This window comes from Nocardioides sp. YIM 152588, from assembly GCF_040191335.1.
Classification (GTDB): domain Bacteria; phylum Actinomycetota; class Actinomycetes; order Propionibacteriales; family Nocardioidaceae; genus Nocardioides.
On sequence record NZ_JBEGDJ010000005.1, the window covers coordinates 63,096 to 82,385 of the forward strand.

17 protein-coding genes are annotated in these 19,290 nt (G+C 73.5%); 5 read left to right on the forward strand and 12 right to left on the reverse strand.

What is annotated here, in order from left to right:
• Positions 1 to 38 precede the first annotated feature (38 nt).
• The 5 genes from ABLM29_RS04620 to ABLM29_RS04640 all read right to left on the reverse strand — a co-directional run bounded on the left by ABLM29_RS04620 (position 39) and on the right by ABLM29_RS04640 (position 5,119).
• Positions 39 to 1,046 (reverse strand): DUF2889 domain-containing protein, encoded by a 1,008-nt coding sequence (locus ABLM29_RS04620; RefSeq protein WP_349712710.1) that lies wholly within the window; start codon positions 1,044 to 1,046, stop codon positions 39 to 41.
• Entirely contained in the window at positions 1,043 to 2,110 is a 1,068-nt protein-coding gene (locus ABLM29_RS04625; RefSeq protein ID WP_349712712.1) for an enoyl-CoA hydratase/isomerase family protein, read from the reverse strand. The genes ABLM29_RS04620 and ABLM29_RS04625 overlap by 4 nt, the downstream gene beginning before the upstream one ends.
• 11 nt (positions 2,111 to 2,121) lie before the next feature.
• Positions 2,122 to 2,946 carry an NAD(P)-dependent oxidoreductase gene (locus ABLM29_RS04630; protein WP_349712713.1) on the reverse strand — a complete coding sequence of 275 codons (825 nt, stop codon included), beginning with the start codon at positions 2,944 to 2,946 and terminating at the stop codon, positions 2,122 to 2,124.
• A gap of 98 nt (positions 2,947 to 3,044) precedes the next feature.
• Complete coding sequence (locus ABLM29_RS04635) at positions 3,045 to 4,175, reverse strand: amidohydrolase family protein (protein ID WP_349712714.1); 1,131 nt, start codon at positions 4,173 to 4,175, stop codon at positions 3,045 to 3,047.
• A 65-nt stretch (positions 4,176 to 4,240) separates the two neighbouring features.
• Complete coding sequence (locus ABLM29_RS04640) at positions 4,241 to 5,119, reverse strand: NAD(P)-dependent oxidoreductase (RefSeq protein ID WP_349712715.1); 879 nt, start codon at positions 5,117 to 5,119, stop codon at positions 4,241 to 4,243.
• 238 nt (positions 5,120 to 5,357) lie between these two features.
• Here ABLM29_RS04640 and ABLM29_RS04645 point away from each other — a divergent pair, with 238 nt between their 5' ends.
• From ABLM29_RS04645 to ABLM29_RS04655, 3 genes are all read left to right on the forward strand, one after another.
• Positions 5,358 to 7,289, forward strand: coding sequence for a 2-oxoacid:acceptor oxidoreductase subunit alpha (locus tag ABLM29_RS04645; protein WP_349712717.1), 1,932 nt, complete (start codon positions 5,358 to 5,360; stop codon positions 7,287 to 7,289).
• Entirely contained in the window at positions 7,286 to 8,368 is a 1,083-nt protein-coding gene (locus ABLM29_RS04650; RefSeq protein WP_349712718.1) for a 2-oxoacid:ferredoxin oxidoreductase subunit beta, read from the forward strand. Before ABLM29_RS04645 ends, ABLM29_RS04650 begins: the two co-directional genes overlap by 4 nt.
• A 91-nt stretch (positions 8,369 to 8,459) precedes the next feature.
• Positions 8,460 to 8,855: an ArsR/SmtB family transcription factor gene (locus ABLM29_RS04655; protein WP_349712720.1), complete on the forward strand. Its 396-nt coding sequence runs from the start codon at positions 8,460 to 8,462 to the stop codon at positions 8,853 to 8,855.
• A 15-nt stretch (positions 8,856 to 8,870) separates the two neighbouring features.
• Here the strand turns inward: ABLM29_RS04655 and ABLM29_RS04660 are convergent, their stop codons facing one another.
• The 5 genes from ABLM29_RS04660 to ABLM29_RS04680 form a co-directional block, all read right to left on the reverse strand.
• The gene (locus ABLM29_RS04660) at positions 8,871 to 9,902 is read right to left on the reverse strand and encodes a substrate-binding domain-containing protein (protein ID WP_349712722.1); all 1,032 of its coding nucleotides are present in this window, start codon (positions 9,900 to 9,902) and stop codon (positions 8,871 to 8,873) included.
• A gap of 86 nt (positions 9,903 to 9,988) precedes the next feature.
• Positions 9,989 to 10,993: an alpha/beta fold hydrolase gene (locus ABLM29_RS04665; RefSeq protein ID WP_349712724.1), complete on the reverse strand. Its 1,005-nt coding sequence runs from the start codon at positions 10,991 to 10,993 to the stop codon at positions 9,989 to 9,991.
• Positions 10,994 to 11,068: 75 nt separating this feature from the next.
• On the reverse strand, positions 11,069 to 11,785 hold the full coding sequence (locus ABLM29_RS04670) for an ABC transporter ATP-binding protein (RefSeq protein WP_349712726.1): 717 nt from the start codon (positions 11,783 to 11,785) through the stop codon (positions 11,069 to 11,071).
• Positions 11,782 to 12,630 carry an ABC transporter ATP-binding protein gene (locus ABLM29_RS04675; protein WP_349712727.1) on the reverse strand — a complete coding sequence of 283 codons (849 nt, stop codon included), beginning with the start codon at positions 12,628 to 12,630 and terminating at the stop codon, positions 11,782 to 11,784. The genes ABLM29_RS04670 and ABLM29_RS04675 overlap by 4 nt, the downstream gene beginning before the upstream one ends.
• Positions 12,631 to 12,703: 73 nt before the next feature.
• On the reverse strand, positions 12,704 to 14,677 hold the full coding sequence (locus ABLM29_RS04680) for an ABC transporter permease subunit (RefSeq protein WP_349712728.1): 1,974 nt from the start codon (positions 14,675 to 14,677) through the stop codon (positions 12,704 to 12,706).
• Positions 14,678 to 14,964: 287 nt separating this feature from the next.
• Between ABLM29_RS04680 and ABLM29_RS04685 the strand changes: the two genes are divergently transcribed.
• Positions 14,965 to 16,182 (forward strand): ABC transporter substrate-binding protein, encoded by a 1,218-nt coding sequence (locus ABLM29_RS04685; RefSeq protein WP_349712729.1) that lies wholly within the window; start codon positions 14,965 to 14,967, stop codon positions 16,180 to 16,182.
• A 79-nt stretch (positions 16,183 to 16,261) separates the two neighbouring features.
• Positions 16,262 to 16,486: a hypothetical protein gene (locus tag ABLM29_RS04690; protein WP_349712731.1), complete on the forward strand. Its 225-nt coding sequence runs from the start codon at positions 16,262 to 16,264 to the stop codon at positions 16,484 to 16,486.
• Positions 16,487 to 16,564: 78 nt separating this feature from the next.
• Here the strand turns inward: ABLM29_RS04690 and ABLM29_RS04695 are convergent, their stop codons facing one another.
• Both ABLM29_RS04695 and ABLM29_RS04700 read right to left on the reverse strand, forming a co-directional pair.
• On the reverse strand, positions 16,565 to 17,764 hold the full coding sequence (locus ABLM29_RS04695; protein WP_349712732.1) for an NAD(P)/FAD-dependent oxidoreductase: 1,200 nt from the start codon (positions 17,762 to 17,764) through the stop codon (positions 16,565 to 16,567).
• A gap of 70 nt (positions 17,765 to 17,834) precedes the next feature.
• The gene (locus tag ABLM29_RS04700) at positions 17,835 to 19,289 is read right to left on the reverse strand and encodes an NAD-dependent succinate-semialdehyde dehydrogenase (protein WP_349712819.1); all 1,455 of its coding nucleotides are present in this window, start codon (positions 19,287 to 19,289) and stop codon (positions 17,835 to 17,837) included.
• Position 19,290: the final 1 nt, after the last annotated feature.

A 19,290-nucleotide genomic window follows, 5' to 3' on the forward strand; every position in this document is an offset into this window, starting at 1 on the left:
CCGACCACCACGGCACGCACCGTTCCTGCTCGCCGCCGCTAGGGCGTGCCCGCGGCGGCGAGCAGGAACGGCACCATCCGCAGGGAGCGGAGCTCGTCGTTGAGGTGGGTGCACGCGTGCACCCCGCGCAGCTCGGTGCGGACCGAGCCGTCGATCGCGGCGACCTCGCTCCCCGCCAGCCGGGAGAGGCCGGCGGTGGCCAGCGGGCAGTACTCCATCGGCAGGTCCCCCGGCCGCGCCTCGACCCGCTCCACGACCAGCGGGTCGCCCGCGAGGCGGGCGCTGACGCCGTACTCGTGGATGATCAGGTCGGAGCCGTTCGGTCGCCGGAAGGTGTCCCGGAAGTAGCCGTCGAACGCGACCGCGCCCGACGGCTCGCGCGCCACCTCGACCAGGCGCCGGCGGCGCACCGCACCGGGCGGCAGGGGCTCCTCGCGGTGCCAGACCAGCGGGTCGTCGGCGTCGACGAACTCCTCGGCCCGGGCCCGGTCGAGGAAGCGTCGGGTGGAGAACTCCTCGTCGTGCTCCGCGAGCTGGTGGAAGCCCACGCAGACCGTCCGCACGGGACCGCGCAGGCGTCCCTGCGGCCCGGCCACGACCCCCTCGTAGAGGCGCCCGTAGCCGCTGGCCACCAGGAAGCCCGGCACGTCGTCGAGGATCGCGTCCCGGCGGTCGCCGACCGCGCCGACGGCGCGCCGGCGCCCCGGTGGTGCGTCGTGCCGGGAGCGCTCGGCCGCCAGCGCCTTCCGCAGCCCCCGCTGGGCCGGGAGGCCCACCAGCAGGTCCTCGAGCTCCGGCTCGCCCGGGCAGCCCTCGACGACACCGGACGGATCCAGCTCGCAGACCACCCCGTCGTACGCCGTGGCCAGCTCCCTCGCGGGGCCCGGGCGCCGGCGCAGGTCCCGCACCGACGCGCTCAGGACGCTGCCGCGCTCCCAGGAGCCGCGCGGGGCGACCTGGAGCGTCACCGTCCGGCGCACGGCCCCGGCGGCGGTCGGCTCCAGCCACGCTCCCCCGCCGGGGAGGGCGTCGGCGGAGGCGGTCATGCGCGCGCTCCGGCGACCGGGACCCGGGGCGCGACGGCGGGCGGCCCGTCGAGGGCGTCCACCAGGCCCCAGTCCCGCGCGGTGACGGCGTCCAGGGTGGCACCGGTCAGCATCAGCCAGTTCGCCCGGTGCCGACCGAGCCGGCGGACCAGCGAGCAGGTGCCGCCGGCGCCGGGGATCAGCCCCATCGCGACCTCCGGCAGCCGGAAGGTCGCGTCGGGCGCCGCCAGCACCCGGCGCGCGAACGCGGCCAGCTCGACGCCGGCCCCGACGCTCGGGCCGTGGACGCGCGCGGTGACGCGGTCGGCGACCCGGGACAGGGCCAGGGCCGGGTGGCGGGTGGCGCGCACCGCGTGCGCGGTCGCCGGGTCGTCGACGCGACCGAACTCGGACAGGTCCCCGCCGGCGGAGAAGCACGCGCCGGCGCCGCTGAGCTCGGCCTCGACCTCGGGCGCCACCTCCAGCAGCTCCAGCGCCGCGACCAGGTCGTCGCGCATCCGCGAGTCGATCGCGTTGCGCACGTGCGGACGGTTGAGCCGGATCCGCACCAGGCCCTCGTGGTGCCGGACCTCCGCGGCGTGCTCCGGCTCCGGCCGCTCGCGCGGCGCGGGACGCGCCGCCAGCCAGTCGCGGTAGGCGTTGCTGCCGAGCAGGGTCGAGTACGTCGCGGACTCGGCCCAGATCGCCTCGGCCGGCGCCAGCCGCTGGGAGACCCGGGTGAGCGCGACCAGCGCGTGGCAGGCGAGCGGCTGGGCGGCCACGACGGCGGCGAGCGCCTCCGGGTCGGCGTGCACCCACGGGGCCGGCGGGTCGGCCCGGGTGCTGAGGCACACGTCGGCCGCGGCGAGCAGGGGCGCGGCGGAGGCGGGCACCCGGTCGGGGTCGGCGAGCAGCACCACGACGGTCGGCAGGTCGCCGACGGCCCGCGCGACCGCCTCCGGCTCCGGCGGCCACTCCTCGGGCGCCAGCACCAGCGGCTCGCCGGTGCCGAGGACGCCGAGCTCGGCCGCCAGGGTCGAGCGCCCCACGCCGCAGGCCAGGGTGCGCAGGTCCGTGATCCGCATGGCCGCGGCGATCAGCGTCCCGCGGCCGCCGGCTGGGAGCGGATCGCCCGCATCGCCTCGTACATCGGCTCGAGCTCGTCGAGGCCCGCGCCGAGGTCGGCGAGCAGGGACGCGGCGACGCTGACGTCCTTGTCGACGAACTCCGCCGTCGACTCGGAGAAGCCGCGGACGGTGGTCCGGTTCGCGATCATGCCGAGGACCGCGCTGTTGCCGCTGCCGTGCTGGACGGCACGCAGCAGCGCGCCCTCGTCGAGGTCGAGGCGCTCCGCGAGCCGCGCGGCCGCGGCGAGCACGCCGATGTTGGCCCCGAAGACGGCGTTGTTGAGCAGCTTGACCTTCATCCCGGTGCCGGCCGGGCCGAGGTGGATCACCGGGTCGCCGTAGGCGGACAGCACGGGCTGGGCCTGCGCGAACGCCGCCTCGCTGCCGCCGACGAAGAGGGTGATCTCGCCGGCCGCGATGTTGTGCGGGCCTCCGCTGACCGCGGCGTCGACGTAGGCGCAGCCGCGGGCGGCGCAGGCCTCGGCGAGCAGCTCGGAGGTGCGCGGGCTGCTGGTCGTGTGGACCACCAGGAGGGAGCCGGGCGCCAGCCCCGCGACCAGTCCGCCGTCGAGGCAGACCTCGCGCACCTGCTGGTCGCTGTAGACGTTGACGACCACCGCCTCGGCGCCCACCGGGACGTCGCGGAGGTCGGGGGTGATCTCGGCGCCGTCGGCGGTGAACGCCTCGACCTCCCAGTCGAACCGGTAGTGGACCCGGACGCTGTGCCCGGCGGCGATGAGCCGCTGCAACATGGGGCGCCCCATCCGCCCGGCACCGACGAAGCCGATCTGCATGTGTCTCTCCTCTGGATGCCGCTCGCTGCGGCTGGATGCCGGGTCCCGCCGCCTCTCGGGAGGTGACGGCGGGACCCGGCGGCTCGGGTCGGTGCGGGTCAGGCCGGGAAGTTGAAGATCCGGCGGGCGTTGCCCTCGACGATCAGGCGGGCCTCGTCCTCGGGGACGTCGGCCAGCTGCTCGGCGAGGAGCTTGCGAGTGTGCGGCCAGTTGCAGTCCGAGTGCGGGTAGTCGCTCTCGAACAGGATCTGCTCCACGCCGATCTGGTGCCGCTGGTCGATGCCCACCTGGTCGGAGACGAAGCACCCGAAGATGTGGTCCTTGAACAGCTCGGACGGCCGCTGCTCGGCGTTGATGTTGCACCAGTAGCGGTGCCGCTCCCACGAGTAGTCCGTGCGCTCGAGCAGGTAGGGCATCCAGCCGGTGCCGCCCTCGGCGAGCACGAACTTGAGGTTCGGGAACTTGTGGAAGACCGGCGAGACCAGCAGGTCCACCATCGCCATCATCGAGTTCATGCCGAACAGCGCGATGGTGATGAACATGTCGCCGTCCGGCGCGGTGCCCAGCGGCACGCCGCCGGAGCCGAAGTGCGCCGACAGCGGGAGGTCGGCCTCCTCGGCCGCCTTGAAGATCGGGTCCCAGTGGTCGGTGTGGAACGACGGCAGCCCGAGCTTGTGCGGGGCCTCCAGGAAGGTGACCGACTTCGCGCCCTTGGCGGCGGTCCGCTCGATCTCCTTCACCGACGCCTCGACGTCCCAGAACGGGACCATCACGAGCGGGATCTGGCGCCCCGGGTCGAAGGCGCACCACTCGTCGAGGATGAAGTCGTTGTAGGCCTTGACGCACTCCAGGGCCAGCTCCGGGTCCTTCGACTTCCAGAACGTGGAGCCGGCGAAGCCGCCCATGTTCGGGAAGCACATCTGGGCGTGGACGCCCTCGATGTCCATGTCGGCCAGGCGCGACTTGATGTTGTGGCAGCCGTCGCGCATGTCGTCGTAGGAACGGGGGTCCATGCCGAACTCGCGCGGGTGCTTGCCGGCGACGGCGTTGAGCGCGAAGTTGCCGGAGGCCGCGCCCTCGAAGATCCAGGCGTCGTTGCCGTCGGGCAGGCGCTCGATCCGGGGGGCCTCGTCCTTGAACTTGGCGGGCATGCGGTCGAGCCACACGTTCGCGTGCTCGATCACGTGGTCGTCGACGGAGATGATCTTCGCGTCGTCGGGCAGTCCCATGGATGCCTCCTCTTTCCTTGGTGTGTCGCGGGCTGGTGTTGGGGCGGGTTCGGGGGCCGGGCGGCTCAGCGCGGGAGGCCCATCGACTCCAGCGCGGAGTCGGCGGCGTCGAGGACGACGCCGGGCTTGGCGCCGACGCCGGCCGCCAGGTCGGCGAGCAGGCGGGCGTCCTTCTGCAGCAGCGGGCCGGCGAACTGCGCGGCGCCGGCGAGGTCCCAGTCGTCACCGCCGACCATCGACACGCCGAAGCTGCGGCCGGAGCCGTTGCTCATCACGACCTGCAGGTTCTCCGGGTCCACGTCGAGCTCCTTGGCCAGGGCGAAGGCGCTCGCGGCGACGCCCATGTTCGCGGCGAGGACCAGGTTGTTGATCAGCTTGGCCCGCTGCCCCGCGCCGACCGGCCCGAGGTAGGGGATCGGGTCGCCGTAGACCTCCAGCAGCGGGCGGACCCGCGCCACGACCTCGGGGTCGCCGGCCGTCATCACCAGCAGGGACCGGGTCTCGGCGGCCTGGCCGCCGCCGCTGACGGGGGCGTCGACGATCCCGACGCCGTACTTCGCGGCCTCGCTCTCGAGCTCCACGGCCAGCGCCGGGTGGATCGTGCTGTGGATGACCACCACCGAGCCGGGTCGCATCGAGGCGATCGGCGGCCGGTGGGTCAGGCCCATGGTCCGGCTGTGCTCCGTCCCGAGCAGCACCTCGCGGACGTCGTCGTCGCTGCGCACGACGAGGAACACCACGTCGGACTCCATGAGCAGCCCGAGCGAGGTGGATGCGGTCGCGACCGGCACGTCGGCGTACTCCGCGAGCGCCTCGGGGCGCCGCGCCCACAGCGTGACCGGGGCCTTCCCCGAGGCGGCGAGCACGCGGGCCATGGGGCCGCCCTGGCTGCCGAGTCCGATCCAGCCGACCTTGAGGTCGGTCTTCGCCGAGGTGTCCGTCAACGTCGTCTCCGTTCCGGGAGGGCCCGCGGCCCTGTGCGAGTCGGGATGTGACCACTGCCACGTTTCGATGACCGTACAACGAAGTATTCATCGAACTCAAGGCTTGGGTATCACGCGTTACTGCGGCGATACTGCCGCCCTGCTCGCCCCGTTCGCAACCCCATCCGGATTATCTTTGCAAATCCATCGAAGTATGTGCTTGGCTAGCCGAACCGCACCCCACGGACCCGGAGGCAGGATGAACAACCAGGTGGCCGACGCCGGCACAGCTCCGCGCGAGGACACGGCGTCGCGCGAGGACGTCGTGGCGGACTCCCCCGCGGACGGGTCCGTCGAGCGGGACCGCGTCGTCATCCGCTTCGCCGGCGACTCCGGCGACGGCATGCAGCTGACCGGGGACCGGTTCACCTCCGAGACGGCCCGCTTCGGCAACGACCTGGCGACGCTGCCGAACTTCCCGGCCGAGATCCGCGCGCCCGCCGGCACGCTGCACGGCGTCTCGTCCTTCCAGGTCCACTTCGCCAGCAGCGACATCCTGACGCCCGGCGACCGACCCGACGTGCTGGTCGCGATGAACCCGGCCGCGCTCCGCGCCAACCTCCCCGACCTCGTCCCCGGCGGCATCCTGATAGTCAACACCGACGAGTTCTCCGCCCGCGCCTGCACGAAGGTCGGGTACGCCGCCAGCCCGCTCGAGGACGGCTCGCTGGACGGCTACCAGGTGCACGAGGTGGCGATGGCCAGCCTCACCATCGAGGCCCTCTCCGCGACCTCGCTCTCCCGGAAGGACGCCGCCCGCGCCAAGAACATGTTCGCGCTCGGCATGGTCACCTGGATGTACGGGCGGCCGACCGAGGGCACCGAGCGCTTCCTTCGCACGAAGTTCGCGCGCCGGCCCGAGCTCGCCGAGGCCAACGTCCTCGCCTTCCGCGCGGGTCACGCCTACGGGGAGACGACCGAGGCGTTCGCCTCGACGTTCCGCGTGGCCCCGGCCCCCCTCGAGCCGGGCAGCTACCGGCAGATCACCGGCAACGCGGCACTGGCCTACGGGATCCTCGCCGCGGGGCACCTCTCCGGCCTCCCGGTGGTGCTCGGCAGCTACCCGATCACGCCGGCCTCCGACATCCTCCACGAGCTCAGCCGGCACAAGGCGATGGGCGTCACGACCATCCAGGCCGAGGACGAGATCGCCGGCGTCGGGGCCGCGCTGGGTGCGTCGTTCGGCGGCGCCCTCGGCATCACCACCACCAGCGGTCCCGGGGTGGCGCTCAAGGCCGAGGCGATCGGCCTGGCCGTGATGATCGAGCTCCCGCTGCTGGTGGTCAACGTGCAGCGCGGCGGCCCGTCGACGGGGCTGCCGACCAAGACCGAGCAGGCCGACCTGTCCCAGGCGCTGCACGGGCGCAACGGCGAGTCGCCGGTGCCGGTGATCGCCCCGAGCACCCCCGGCGACTGCTTCACCACCGCGCTCGAGGCCGCCCGGATCGCCGTCACCTACCGCACGCCCGTCATCCTGCTCTCCGACGGGGCGCTCGCCAACGGCTCGGAGCCGTGGCGGATCCCGCGGGTCGCGGAGCTCGAGCCGATCGACCCCGACCTGGCCACCGGGCCGAACGCGCCCGACGGCAGCGGCACGTTCCTCCCCTACCTGCGCGACCCGGAGACCCTCGCGCGGCCGTGGGCCGTGCCCGGCACCCCCGGCCTGGAGCACCGCGTGGGCGGCCTGGAGAAGGAGAACGGCTCGGGCGGCATCTCCTACGCGCCCGACAACCACGACGAGATGGTGCGGCTCCGCGCCGCGAAGGTCGCCGGCATCGCCGTCCCCGACGTGGCCGTCGACGACCCGACCGGAGACGCCGACCTGCTCGTCCTCGGCTGGGGCTCCACCTACGGGCCGATCCTCGCCGCCGTGCGACGGCTGCGCCGCCGCGGCCTGCGCGTCGCCCACGCGCACCTGCGCCACCTCAACCCGCTGCCCGGCAACCTCGGCGGGGTGCTCGACCGGTACCGGACGGTCGTGCTGCCGGAGATGAACCTCGGGCAGCTCGCCGAGGTGCTGCGGGCGCGCTACCTCGTCGACATCCACAGCCACACCAACGTCAGCGGGCTGCCGTTCCGGGTCGAGGACCTGGAGGACGTGCTGCTCGTCCACCTCCAGGAGGGCGCATGACCGCCATCGACCTCGGGATGCCCGCGCGTGGCGGGCTCGACGGCGTACCGGCCGCCACCGGGCCGCTGACCGCGAAGAGCTTCACCTCCGACCAGGAGGTGCGCTGGTGCCCCGGCTGCGGGGACTACGCGATCCTGGCCACCGTCCGGGCCCTGCTGCCCAAGCTCGGGATCCGCCGGGAGAACACCGTCTTCGTCTCCGGCATCGGCTGCTCCAGCCGGTTCCCGTACTACCTCGAGACCTACGGCATGCACTCGATCCACGGCCGCGCGCCGACGATCGCCACCGGCCTCGCCGTGGCCCGGCCCGACCTCTCGGTGTGGGTGGTGACCGGCGACGGCGACGCGCTCTCGATCGGGGGCAACCACCTCATCCACGCGCTGCGCCGCAACGTGAACCTGAAGGTGCTGCTCTTCAACAACCGCATCTACGGGCTGACCAAGGGGCAGTACTCCCCCACGTCCGAGACCGGCAAGGTCACCAAGTCCACCCCGCTCGGCTCCGTCGACCACCCGTTCGACCCGGTGACGCTCGCGCTCGGCGCGGAGGCGACCTTCGTGGCGCGCGCGCTCGACTCCGACCGCGCGGGCCTGAGCGCGGTGCTGGAGGCCGCCGCGCACCACCGCGGCACGGCCCTGGTCGAGATCCTGCAGGACTGCCCGGTGTTCAACGACGGCAGCTTCGACGCGCTGCGCCGCCCGGAGACCGCCACCGGACGGCTGATCAGGGTCACCGACGGGCAGCCGATCCGGTTCGGCCCGCCCGGCGAGGACGGGCTCGGCTCCCTGGCCGTCGTCCGGTCCGGCTTCGGCCTCGCCGTCGCACCCGTCTCGTCGGTGGCTGCCGAGGACGTCGTGGTGCACGACGCCCGCGACCCGCACCTGGCCCACGCCCTCGCCCGGCTGTCGACGACGGACCTGGAGCGCGTCGTCACCGGGATCTTCCGCTCGACCAGCCGGCCGGCGTACGACGACGTCGTCCGCGACCAGGTGGATCGGGCGGCCGCGGCGGCCGACCGGCGCGGCGCGGACGCTCTCCAGGGGATCCTGGACGGCCACGACACGTGGGCGGTGGACTGACCACCGGCCGAGAGGCCGCCCGCGCGGCGGGGGACGCGCGGCCGGTGCCTGTAGATTGTCTGCGGCGGAGCTGCCGGGGACGAGGTGAGAGATGCAGCACGACGACGCGAACATGCCGGAGGCCTTCAAGGCGCTCGGCGACCCGATCCGCTGGGCGATCCTCCAGCAGATCGCCGCGCAGCCCGAGCTCGCCGGCTCCACCCTGGAGGACTCGCTCCCGGTCTCGCGGCCGACGATCTCCTACCACATCCGCATCCTCGCGCAGGCCGACCTGATCGAGATGACCAAGCGCGGGCGCAACCACTACTACTCGCTGCGCCGCGACGTGCTGCGGGACCTGATGACCGCGCTCGAGGCGCTGCTGCCGGGCCTGGCGCTCGTCCCGAACGAGCCTGCCGCGGGCGCACCGCCGGAGCCCGGGCTCCCGGCGGCCGGCGCCGAGGAGCGCCCGACCGGGTCGTCCACCGACGCGCTGCCGACCTGGTGATCCGGGGCGCCCGGATCAGGTCGTCTCGCCCTGGACGACCTCCAGCGAGCTGAAGTCGACGCCCGCCGGCTCCTCGGTCCCCGCGCCGTAGGCGGTGGCCAGCGCGGCGCGCATGCTGCCCAGCAGCACCCGCATGTCGAACCAGACGGACGACAGCCTCGGCCGCATCATCTGGCCGAGATCGCTGCGCCCCAGGCCCAGCACCGCGACGTCGCGGGGGACGTCCAGCCCCAGGGAGGCGGCCGCGAAGACGGCGCCCATGGCGACGTCGTCGCTGAACCCGGCGATGCCGACCCTGCCGGGCAGGCTCCTGAGCACGACCGACAGCGCGTCGGCCGCGCCGTCCGGGTCGAGCGGGAGGCCGAACAGGTACGGTTCGGGCAGCCCGGCCGCCGCGCACGCCTCGCGCGCGCCGGCGACCCGGAGCGCGTCGAAGGGATGGCCGCGCTCGTCGGAGAGGAAGGCGTAGGCGATCCCGCGGCAGCCGCGCGCGACCAGGTGCTCGACCTGGAACCGTCCGATCACGTGGTTGCTCACGGCCCCCTGCGCGTCGGCCGTGGTGCCGATCACCGGGCAGAGCCGGCGCAGCTCGGCGTCGTCCTCCGGGGAGAGTCCGCCCAGGTCGACGACGCCGGCCGGCTGCATCGCCTCCACGGCCGCCCGGAGCCGGCGCTGGCTCTGCGAGCCCGGCGGGCCGCCGAACTGCACCAGCGAGGTGAGCCCGAGCGTGGCCAGCTCCTCGCCGAGGACCTCGACGAGGTCCTGCAGGTGCGGCAGGGTCGCGTAGGGCACCACGATCAGCACGACGTCGCTGCGGCCGCGCACCAGCGCCCGCCCGGCGGCCGAGGGCACGTAGCCCAGCTCGGCGGCGGCGGCGCGGACCCGCGCGACGGTCGCCGGCGTGAACCTCCCGCCCCGGTCGTTCAGGATCTGGCTGACCGTCGCCCGGGAGACGCCCGCGCGGTGGGCGACGTCGACCGCACGCGGCTGCCGGGCGGGGACGCCGTCCCCGCCCGGCACGTCGCGCACGGCGTCGTCGAGCGTCACGGATCCTCCTGGCCAGGCCCGCCGCGGTCGCGGGACATGGCCAGCGTACCGACGCCGGCCCGGCTCGGACCGACCTCGGCCCCGGATCAGTCCTTGTCGCCGCTCATGCTGCCGGCCATCGCCGCCATGCTCGTGTCGGAGACCTTCCGGTCGTGCGTGGAGGCGTGCATGACGAAGGTGTCCAGGCGCTTCCACAGCTGCTCGCGGTGCTCGCTGAAGGTGTGCAGGTGCCCCGTCTCCGGCAGCGTGAACCCGGCCACGTCGGTCGAGCCGCTGAACGCGGCTGCCTCCTCCTCCGGCGAGCGCGTCACGTCACGCTCCGCGGCGACGAGCAGCACCGGCGAGGTGATCCTGGCCGCGTACGATGCGGAGACGCCCGGTGCCAACGCCTCGCCGACGTACGGCGGGACGGCGCTGCTCGACCACGGCACGGAGCCGGTGCGCACCGGGCAGCCGGCGGCGACGTCGACGCCGGCCAGGGTGGCCAGGTCGGTGGGCGTGACGGACGCGTCCACCTCCGGCACCTCGCCCCAGTGCCACACCCAGACGTAGTCGACCTCGGCCAGGTCCGTCACCGTGCCGCCCGCCCGGGTCGGGAACGTCGTGCCGGCCACGCTCGCACCCAGGGTGACGATGCCGTTGAAGGTGCCGTGCTCGCCCTGGGTGGCGACGACGACGTGCCCGCCGAGCGAGTGGCCGGCCGCGACGAGGCTGCCGTAGCGCACCGGGCCGAGGCCGGCGAGCAGGTTGCCCTCCGCGAGCCGGGCGGCGATGTAGGTGACGGCGTGGTGGGTCGACGCCGCGGCGTCGGCCAGCGTCGCGCCCTCCGGGGCGCTGCTCTCGCCGGCGCCGAGGTAGTCCAGCGCCACCACGATGTTGCCGCGGCCGGCGTGGTACATCGCCTCGCTGAAGCCGGGCACCGGCAGGTTGAAGTACCCGCGCCCGTAGGCCGCCCCGGGGAGCAGGAACAGGATGTCCGGGCCGGAGGCGAGGGCGAGCGCGCGCGGCAGGTAGATCGTCGCCGCCACCTCCCACGCCTCGTCGGCGGCGCCGGGCGCCGGGACCCGCACATCGTGGACTTCGATCGACATCGTGGTGCACCTCTCGGATGGGGTTTCTCGTGGACGGTTCCGGGCCGGGGCGACCCGGGGTCGGCGGGGAGCGGCTCAGACGCCGGCGCCCTCGCCGAGGTAGCTGCGGACCAGCTCGTCGCCGGCGGTGTCGGCGGAACCGGACCAGACCAGGGAGCCGCGCTGGAGGATGATCGCGCGGTCGGCGAACGCCAGCGCGCGCCCGGCGAACTGCTCGATCATGATCACCGAGCTCCCGGCGTCGCGGGCGCGCTGGAGGCTCTCGAAGACGACGTCGACCATCTTCGGCGCCAGGCCGAGCGACATCTCGTCCGCGATCACCACCTTCGGTCGCACCATCAGCGCCCGGGCCAGCGAGAGCATCTGCTGCTCACCGCCGGAGAGGGTGCCGGCCAGCTGCCGGCGCCGCTCCCCCAGCACGGGGAAGATGGAGAAGACGAGGTCGAGCCCCTCGGCGCGCGCCGCACGGTCGACGGTCAGCCCCATCCGCAGGTTCTCCAGCACGGTCAGGCCCCGGAAGACGCCGCGCCCCTCGGGGAGGTGCACCACCCCGGCGCGCCGGATGGCGTGCGCCCGCCGGGAGGTGATGTCGGCGCCCTCCAGCGAGACGGTGCCGGAGCTCGCCGGCACCAGGCCCGACAGCGCCCGGGCCAGCGTCGACTTCCCGGCGCCGTTGGAGCCCAGCACCGCGAGCGCCTGGTTGGCGCCCAGGCCGAACGAGACGCGGTCGAGGGCGAGCGCCTCGCCGTACCGGACGCTGAGGTCGGCGACCTCCAGCAGCGGCGCGCTCATGCCAGCTCACCCCCGGGGGCGACCAGCTCGCCGCCGGACGGGAGGTCGTCGACGTCCTCGCCGAGGTAGGCGGCGCGGACCGCGGGGTCGTTGCGGATCTCCTCCGGCGTGCCGGCCGCGATCTTCTGTCCGAAGTCGAGGACGTGGACCGTGTCGCAGAGCCCGAGCACCAGGGGCACGTCGTGCTCGACCAGCAGCAGGGAGACCCCCCGCTCGGCGACCACCTTCCGCATGGTCGCGGCCAGCGCCTCGGTCTCGGTCACGTCCAGCCCGGAGGACGGCTCGTCCATCAGCATCACCAGGGGGTCCGTGGCCAGCGCCCGGGCGACCTCCACCAGCCGGCTGGTGCCCAGCGGGAGCCCGAGCACCGGCTGGTGCTGGACCTCCGTCAGGGAGAGCTCCTCGACGAGGGCGTCGACGTGCTCGGTCTCGTCCCGGTCGGCCCTGCCGAGCAGGCCGCGCCCGTCGAAGAGGTCGGTGAGGATGCGCCGCCGGTGGTGGCGCATCCGGTGCGCGAGCGCCACGTGCTCGCGCACGGTGAGCGAGGCGAACAGCTCCGGGTGCTGGAAGGTGCGGGCGAGTCCGCGGCGGGCGCGCAGCTGCGGCGGCGCCGCGGTGACGTCGGCGCCGAGCATGCGGACGCGGCCGGCGGACGGGCGGAGCAGGCCGGAGAGGACCCCGAAGAGCGTGCTCTTGCCGGCGCCGTTGGGGCCGACCAACCCCACGATCTGGCCGGCCGGCACCGCGAGGTCGACCTCGCTCAGCGCCACCAGGCCACCGAACCTCATGGTCACCCCGCGGGCCTCGAGCCGCGGCTCCTCGCTCTGTGCGTGCTTACCGGTCATCGGTTCTTCCTCCCTGTGACGGACGTGCGGGTTCGTCGGTCCCGCCCGGCTGGCGCCGGGCCGGTCCGGGCGGTCATGCGAGCTCCCCGACGCCGGCCTTCTCGGGCGCCGGCGCGGCGGCGAGGCTCCGGCTCCGCCGGACCTGGCGCCGCGCCCGGGACCGGGCGATGTTCCCGGCGGTCTGGGCGATCGCGCCCTCCGGGTGCGCGGCCAGCGCGATCGCGCCGACACCGAAGAGGATCACCGGCACCTCGCCGAGCTCGACCGGCAGGTAGGTGGCGAAGATCCCGGGCATGAGCGCGTACAGGAGCCCGGCCAGCAGGGCCGCCATGATCGACCGGGCGCCGAGCGTGAGCAGCACCGCCAGCCAGACCATGCCGGCGAACGGGGCCCAGGAGTCCGGCAGCGTGCTCTGGTAGTTCATCGCCATGAACCCGCCGCCGAGCGCGGCGACGTAGGTGGCGAACGCCGAGACCAGGACCTTCGACTGCACCACGCTGATGCCGATCGTCCGGGCGCCGTCCTCGCTCCACCGGACGGCCCCGAGCGCCATCCCCGCCGTGGAGCGGCGCAGGTTGAGCACGAGCAGCCCGAACACCACGAAGGCGGCGAGCGCGAGGTAGGCGAACGCGGCGTTCTCCAGCGCGAAGGTGGGCCGGGAGACGAACACGCCCGAGCCGTAGTTGTAGAACCGGTCCTCGGTGATCACCAGCGTCTGCGCCAGCAGTCCCGCGGTGAGCGTGACCAGGGCGACGTAGAGCTCGCCGAGCCGGATCGTGAGCAGGCCGATCAGCACGCCGACGGGGACCACCAGCAGCGGCGCCACGACGACCGCGACCAGCGGGTCCCAGCCCCGGGTGGTCGCGAACTCCCCGACGAGCAGCGCCCCGATGCCGGCGAAGCTGATCTGGCAGAGCCAGACCATCCCGCCCTCTCCGGTGACCAGCGTGTAGGAGAGCAGGATGATCCCTAGCACGATGCCGGTCGCCACCAGGCCGGTCCAGTAGACGTCGAGGACCTGCGGCAGCAGGGCGACCACGCCGACGAACACCACGGGCAGCGCGACGCCGAGGTTCACCCGTCCGAACCGCAGCGCGGGGGCCGGCACCGCGCTCGGGTCCCCACCCTCGGCCTTGATGGCCCGGTCCAGCGGCCCGCCGGTCTGCACGTCACCGGTCATCCCCCGCAGCGCGTAGTAGACCAGGGCGACGAACATGAACAGGAACGGCACGCTCGGGATGAACGCCTGCGCGAAGGCACCGTCGGGGGTGATCCACTTCTGCGGCACGGTGGTCACCAGCCCCATGGCGAGCGCGATGCCGATCGCCAGGGGCAGGTTGCGCAGCCGGGCGGCGACCACCGCGGCGAACGCCGCCGCCATCAGCCCGGTCATGCCGGCCACGTGCAGCCCCGCCGTCGGCGCGATCAGGATGCCGGCGAGCCCGGCGAGCGTGGTGCTCACCGCCCACACCCCCATCGAGATCCGCGACGGGTTGCTGCCGCTGAGGCTGGTGAGCGCACCGGAGTCGACCAGCGCGCGCACCTTGAGGCCGACGTCGGTGAAGCGGAGCACGCCGACCCCGACGACCAGCACCACCGCGAGTCCGACGTACGTCGCCACCTGGTCGGCGTTCACCGTGGCGCCGAAGACGTGGAACACCTTGAGCGGCAGGGGCGCGAGCCCCGGCGCGGTGACCGCGGTCAGCTTCCCGAGGGCCAGCTCGACCAGCGGTGGCAGCGCGACCGAGAGCCCGACCGTCGCCATCAGCTTGACGACGGTGGAGCGTCCCTGCAGGAAGCGGAAGAGCAGCGCGTAGAGCAGCGTGCCGAACAGCGGCGCGAAGACCAGCAGCGAGAACGCCGCCGATCCGACGATCCCCCACTCGTGCTCGACGTGGAGCTCGTAGTAGACGCGAGCGACCGTGAAGGCCATCGCCGCGAACGCGAGGTTGAACACCCCCGACGCGATGTAGGTGACGACGAGGGACCCGGCAGCGATCGCGTAGATCGAGCCGAGTGCGAGGCCGGCGAGCAGGTACGAGAGCAAGACAACTCCCAACGTTCGAGGTCATGGTCCAGCCGGTGAGCGCGGTGGCCGACCGGGCGAACGGGCTCACCGAGTGTTGCCCCGCGATGTGACATAGGTCAATAGTTTCATTCATTTTGCTGTGACTGGGGCCACATGGGCGGCCCCTTGCTCACCCGTCGCCCCGATTCGCGGTGTTCGGAAAAGATTCATCGAACCTTGGGGGTGACACCCGTCACATCATGAGGCACTATGCAGGTCAATCAGTTTGATTATTCGACACTTCGTGATTGGACATGGAGATGCGCATGAACACGAGAGCAGCGGCAGTGGCGGCGTCCCTGGCACTGACCCTGCCGCTGGCGGCCTGCGGCGAGAACGCCGCCGCCGGCGACGCCGCGACCAGCGGGCCCATCAAGCTCGGCGTCTTCGCCTCGCTGACGGGCCCGGCCAGTGCCACCTTCAAGGCCACGCCCGCCGCCGCCGAGGCCCGGATCAAGGCCTACGAGGCGTCCGGCGGCGAGTGCGCGGATCGCGGCTTCGAGGTGGTCGAGGCGGACGACACCTCCACCACGGAGGGCGCGCTCAAGGCGGCCCAGAAGCTGGTGCAGCAGGACAAGGTGTTCGCCGTGCTGCACTCCAGCTCCTTCTTCTACGGCGCCTCCCAGTACCTCACCACGCAGGCGAGCGGCACCCCGGTCTTCGGTGGCGGCTTCGACGGCGCGCCCGAGTACAACGACGTCGAGAGCAACCTGTTCGGTGTGCTGCCGCCCCTCGGCGACTACAGCGCGACCTACAGCCTGGCCGGCGACTACTACAAGAGCCGCGGGGTCTCGAAGATCGCGATGGTCGCCTACGACTCCCCGAGCGCGGCGAACGGCCTGGACCAGACCAAGCGGTCCGCCGAGGCCGCCGGGCTGGAGATCGGCTACTACAACAAGGCGGTGCCGTTCGGGACCACCGACGTCGGCCCGATCGTGCAGGGCATCATCGAGTCCGGGGCCGACGGCCTCTACGGCGCGATGAACCCGGAGACCACCTTCGGCATCGTCGGCGGCCTCCGGCAGGCCGGGTACGACATGAAGATGATCCTGCTCGCCACCGGCTACGGCGCGGACCTGCTCAAGTCCGAGCCGGCCGTCCAGGCCGCGCAGGGCGTCACCTTCAGCATCGGCTGGCGGCCGAGCGAGCTCGGCGGCGACGCCGTCGAGGCGCAGAGCGAGGCCCTCAAGGAGTACGCCGGCAGCGAGAGCGGCGTGCCCAGCTTCTCCGAGGCGATGGGCTGGATGACGGCCGACATGTTCCTCTACGCGCTGGAGAAGGCGGGCTGCGACGCCAGCCAGCAGGAGGTGATCGACGCACTCCGCGACGACGACGGCTGGGACGCGGGCGGCCTGATGGCGCCGCCCCGCGACTTCGGCTCGGCGGAGGCCGACGAGCAGTGCTCCTACTACCTGACGCTCGAGGACCACGCGTTCGTCCCTGAGGAGGACGCCAGCCCGGCGTGTGGCGGACTGATCGAGTGACGTTCGCCGTTCCGGCGTCCGCCGGTTCCCGGGCTGCTGCCCGGGGACCGGCGGACTCGTCGTTCGAGGAGGAGGGCCGATGACCGACGAACCGCAGCGCGCGCCGGACGACGACTGGGTCGTCGGCGACCGTGTCGTGTACGTGCCGCGCTACAGCTTCGACGCCTCCTACCACCGCGGCGTCATCGTCCAGATCGAGCCGGCGGCCGACGGCGGCGCCACGACCTACGTGGTCCAGGCCGAGCCGGAGTGCGGCTTCGGCCGCGTCCGTCTGGAGCGCTCCCACCTCCAGCGTCGCTGGTGACCACCCGGACGTGCGACGACCCCGGCACCGTGCGGTGCCGGGGTCGCTGCCGTTCCGGACCTGGGATGCCGAGCGGCGTCAGTCCTCGATCTCCTGGGCGACGGTGGTGATCGCCTTCGTGCCGGCGACGACCTCGTCGCGGAACCCGACGAACCTGGCCGGCGCGCCGAAGGAGACGACCCCGACCAGGTGGCCGTCCTTCCGGTAGCCGACGACGGTGCCCTTGACCGGGCCACCGTCGAGGCCCTCGCCGGCGAGCGGGACGACCTCGTCGGCGATGTCCGGGCGCCCCAGCACCTGGATCTTCAGCCCGAACTGGTCCGACCACACGTACGGCGGGGCCAGCGTCGGCGTGTCGAGACCCAGGATGTCGGCGGCGACCATCGCCGCCTGGTCGCTCGCGCTCGTCCAGTGCTCGTTGCGCGCGTAGCGGCGGCGCGGCTGGTCCCACCAGGAGGTCGCGTCGCCGAGAGCCCACACGCCCGGCAGCGGCGGCACCCGGCCGGTGCCGCCGGCCAGCACGCCGTCGCCGATCGGCAGCTCGCTGCCGGCGAGCCAGTCGACGTCGGGCACCGAGCCGACGCTGACCAGGATGTGGTCGGCCGCCAGCTTCTCGCCGCTGTCGAGCTCGACGGTGTTCGCGTCGACGAATCGGGCGATCGCGCTGCCGGTGCGCAGGGTGACCCCGGCGTCGCGGAAGAGCCGCCCGACCAGCTCTCCGGCCTGCGGGCCGAGCGCACGCGAGCAGGGGTGCTCGAGCGCCTCGACGACCGTCACGTCGACGCCGGCGGCGACCGCGGCCGTGGCCACCTCGGCGGCGATGAACCCGCCACCCACGATCAGGAGCGTGTCGATCTGCGCGAGCTGCTCCTTCAGGTTCCGCGCGTCGCCGAGTGTGCGCAGCGTGGACACCCCGTCGGGCTGGCCCGGGAGCACCCGGGGCACGGCGCCCGTCGCGACCACCGTGGCGCCGGTGCGCAGCACGGTGCCGTCGTCCAGCATCACCGACCACACGCCCAGTCCGGTGGCCTCGCCGGTGCGGACCTCCACCCCGAGCTCCGCCAGCGCCGCGCGGTCGCAGAGCGCCGCCCGCTCCGGCTCCCAGGAGCCGGTCAGCACCTGCTTCGACAGCGGTGGCCGGTCGTAGGGCAGCTCCTCCTCCTTGCTGACGAGCGTGATCCCACCGCGGTAGCCGTGACCGCGCAGCTGCTCGACCGTGCGCAGGCCTGCGAGGCCGGCGCCCACGACGACGACGTCGTCGGGGATGACGTGACCCATGTGCGTGCTCCTTCCACTCTGTCCGGACTTCTCTCTGGCTGGTCTGGTCTCTGGCGGGCCTGGCGGGCACCTACAGGGCGGTGCCGATCAGCTTCACGTCGAGGTACTCGTCGAGGCCCTCGACGCCGCCCTCGCGCCCGAGGCCGCTGACGCCGACCCCGCCGAACGGCGCCTGGGCGCCGGTCGGGTTGATGTCGTTGACGCCGACGATCCCGAAGCGCAGCGCCTCGCTGACCCGCGTGGCGCGGCCGAGGTCGCGGGTGTACAGGTAGGAGGCCAGCCCGTACGCGGTGTCGTTCGCGCGGGCGACGACCTCCTCCTCGGTGTCGAACGGGATCACCGCCGCCACCGGGCCGAAGGTCTCCTCCCGGTAGATCAGCATCGTCTCGTCGATGTCGGCGAGCACCGTGGGCGCGAAGAAGCAGCCCCGGTCGAGCCCGTCCTCGGTCAGCCGGGTGCCGCCCAGCACCAGCCGCGCGCCGCGCTCGACCGCGTCGTCGACCTGGCGCTGCACCTTCGTCAGCGCGGCGTCGTCGACCAGGGGGCCGATCGAGACGCCGGGACTGGTGCCGGGGCCCGCGCTGAGCGTGGCCGTCCGGGCCACCAACGCCTCGGTGAACGCCTCGACGACGCCGCGCTGCACATAGATCCGGTTGGGGCTGATGCACGCCTGGCCGGTGTTGAGGAACTTCGCCAGGGTCGCGCCCTTGGCCGCGTGCACGGGGTCGGCGTCGTCGAAGACGATCATCGGCGCGTGGCCGCCGAGCTCCATCGAGACCCGCTTCATGGTGGCGGCCGCGCCCGCGGCCAGCCGCATGCCGACCTCGGTGGAGCCGGTGAACGTCAGCTTGCGGACCCGTGGGTCGGCCAGCAGGCGCTCACCGACCGGCTCCGGGCGGGCGGTCGTGACCAGGTTCGCGACGCCGGGCGGCAGCCCCGCCTCCTCCAGCAGCGCGAGCACCGCGACCGCGCACAGCGGGGTCTGCTCGGCGGGCTTGAGGACGATGGTGCAGCCGGCCGCCACGGCCGGGGCGACCTTCCGGGTGATCATGGACATGGGGTAGTTCCAGGGCGTGATCCCGGCGACCACGCCCACGGGCTGCTTGAGGACCTGGAACCGGTGCCCCCGCCGGTTGGAGGGGATGGTCCGGCCGTGGACCCGCTTCGCCTCCTCGGCGAACCACGCCAGGAAGTCCGCGGCGTAGCGGACCTCGTTCCGGGCCGCCTTGAGCGGCTTGCCCTGCTCGGTGCTCATCAGCACCGCCAGGTCCTCCGCGCGCTCGAGCATCAGGTCGTGGGCCCGGCGCAGCACGTCGGCCCGCGCGTACGCCGTCTCCGCGCTCCAGGGCCCGAACGCCGCCGCGGCCGCGTCGATGGCGCGGTCGGTCTCGGCCGCGCCGGCGTCGGCGGCGCGGCCGATCAGCTCGCCGGTCGCCGGGGCGGTGACGGGGAACGTCGCGCCGTCGTCGGCCTCGAGCCACTTGCCGTCGATGAGGAGCGTCGCCGTGTCGGCCGCGGGGTACATG

Bases quoted from the DNA above. Each gene is read 5' to 3' on its own strand.
- ABLM29_RS04700 (WP_349712819.1), bottom strand. From the start codon at position 19,289: ATGTACCCCGCGGCCGACACGGCGACGCTCCTCATCGACGGCAAGTGG.
- ABLM29_RS04635 (WP_349712714.1), bottom strand. From the start codon at position 4,175: ATGGGACTGCCCGACGACGCGAAGATCATCTCCGTCGACGACCACGTG.
- ABLM29_RS04650 (WP_349712718.1), top strand. From the start codon at position 7,286: ATGACCGCCATCGACCTCGGGATGCCCGCGCGTGGCGGGCTCGACGGC.
- ABLM29_RS04620 (WP_349712710.1), bottom strand. From the start codon at position 1,046: ATGACCGCCTCCGCCGACGCCCTCCCCGGCGGGGGAGCGTGGCTGGAG.
- ABLM29_RS04630 (WP_349712713.1), bottom strand. From the start codon at position 2,946: ATGCAGATCGGCTTCGTCGGTGCCGGGCGGATGGGGCGCCCCATGTTG.
- ABLM29_RS04645 (WP_349712717.1), top strand. From the start codon at position 5,358: ATGAACAACCAGGTGGCCGACGCCGGCACAGCTCCGCGCGAGGACACG.
- ABLM29_RS04670 (WP_349712726.1), bottom strand. From the start codon at position 11,785: ATGAGCGCGCCGCTGCTGGAGGTCGCCGACCTCAGCGTCCGGTACGGC.
- ABLM29_RS04625 (WP_349712712.1), bottom strand. From the start codon at position 2,110: ATGCGGATCACGGACCTGCGCACCCTGGCCTGCGGCGTGGGGCGCTCG.
- ABLM29_RS04695 (WP_349712732.1), bottom strand. From the start codon at position 17,764: ATGGGTCACGTCATCCCCGACGACGTCGTCGTCGTGGGCGCCGGCCTC.
- ABLM29_RS04665 (WP_349712724.1), bottom strand. From the start codon at position 10,993: ATGTCGATCGAAGTCCACGATGTGCGGGTCCCGGCGCCCGGCGCCGCC.
- ABLM29_RS04685 (WP_349712729.1), top strand. From the start codon at position 14,965: ATGAACACGAGAGCAGCGGCAGTGGCGGCGTCCCTGGCACTGACCCTG.
- ABLM29_RS04675 (WP_349712727.1), bottom strand. From the start codon at position 12,630: ATGACCGGTAAGCACGCACAGAGCGAGGAGCCGCGGCTCGAGGCCCGC.
- ABLM29_RS04655 (WP_349712720.1), top strand. From the start codon at position 8,460: ATGCAGCACGACGACGCGAACATGCCGGAGGCCTTCAAGGCGCTCGGC.
- ABLM29_RS04690 (WP_349712731.1), top strand. From the start codon at position 16,262: ATGACCGACGAACCGCAGCGCGCGCCGGACGACGACTGGGTCGTCGGC.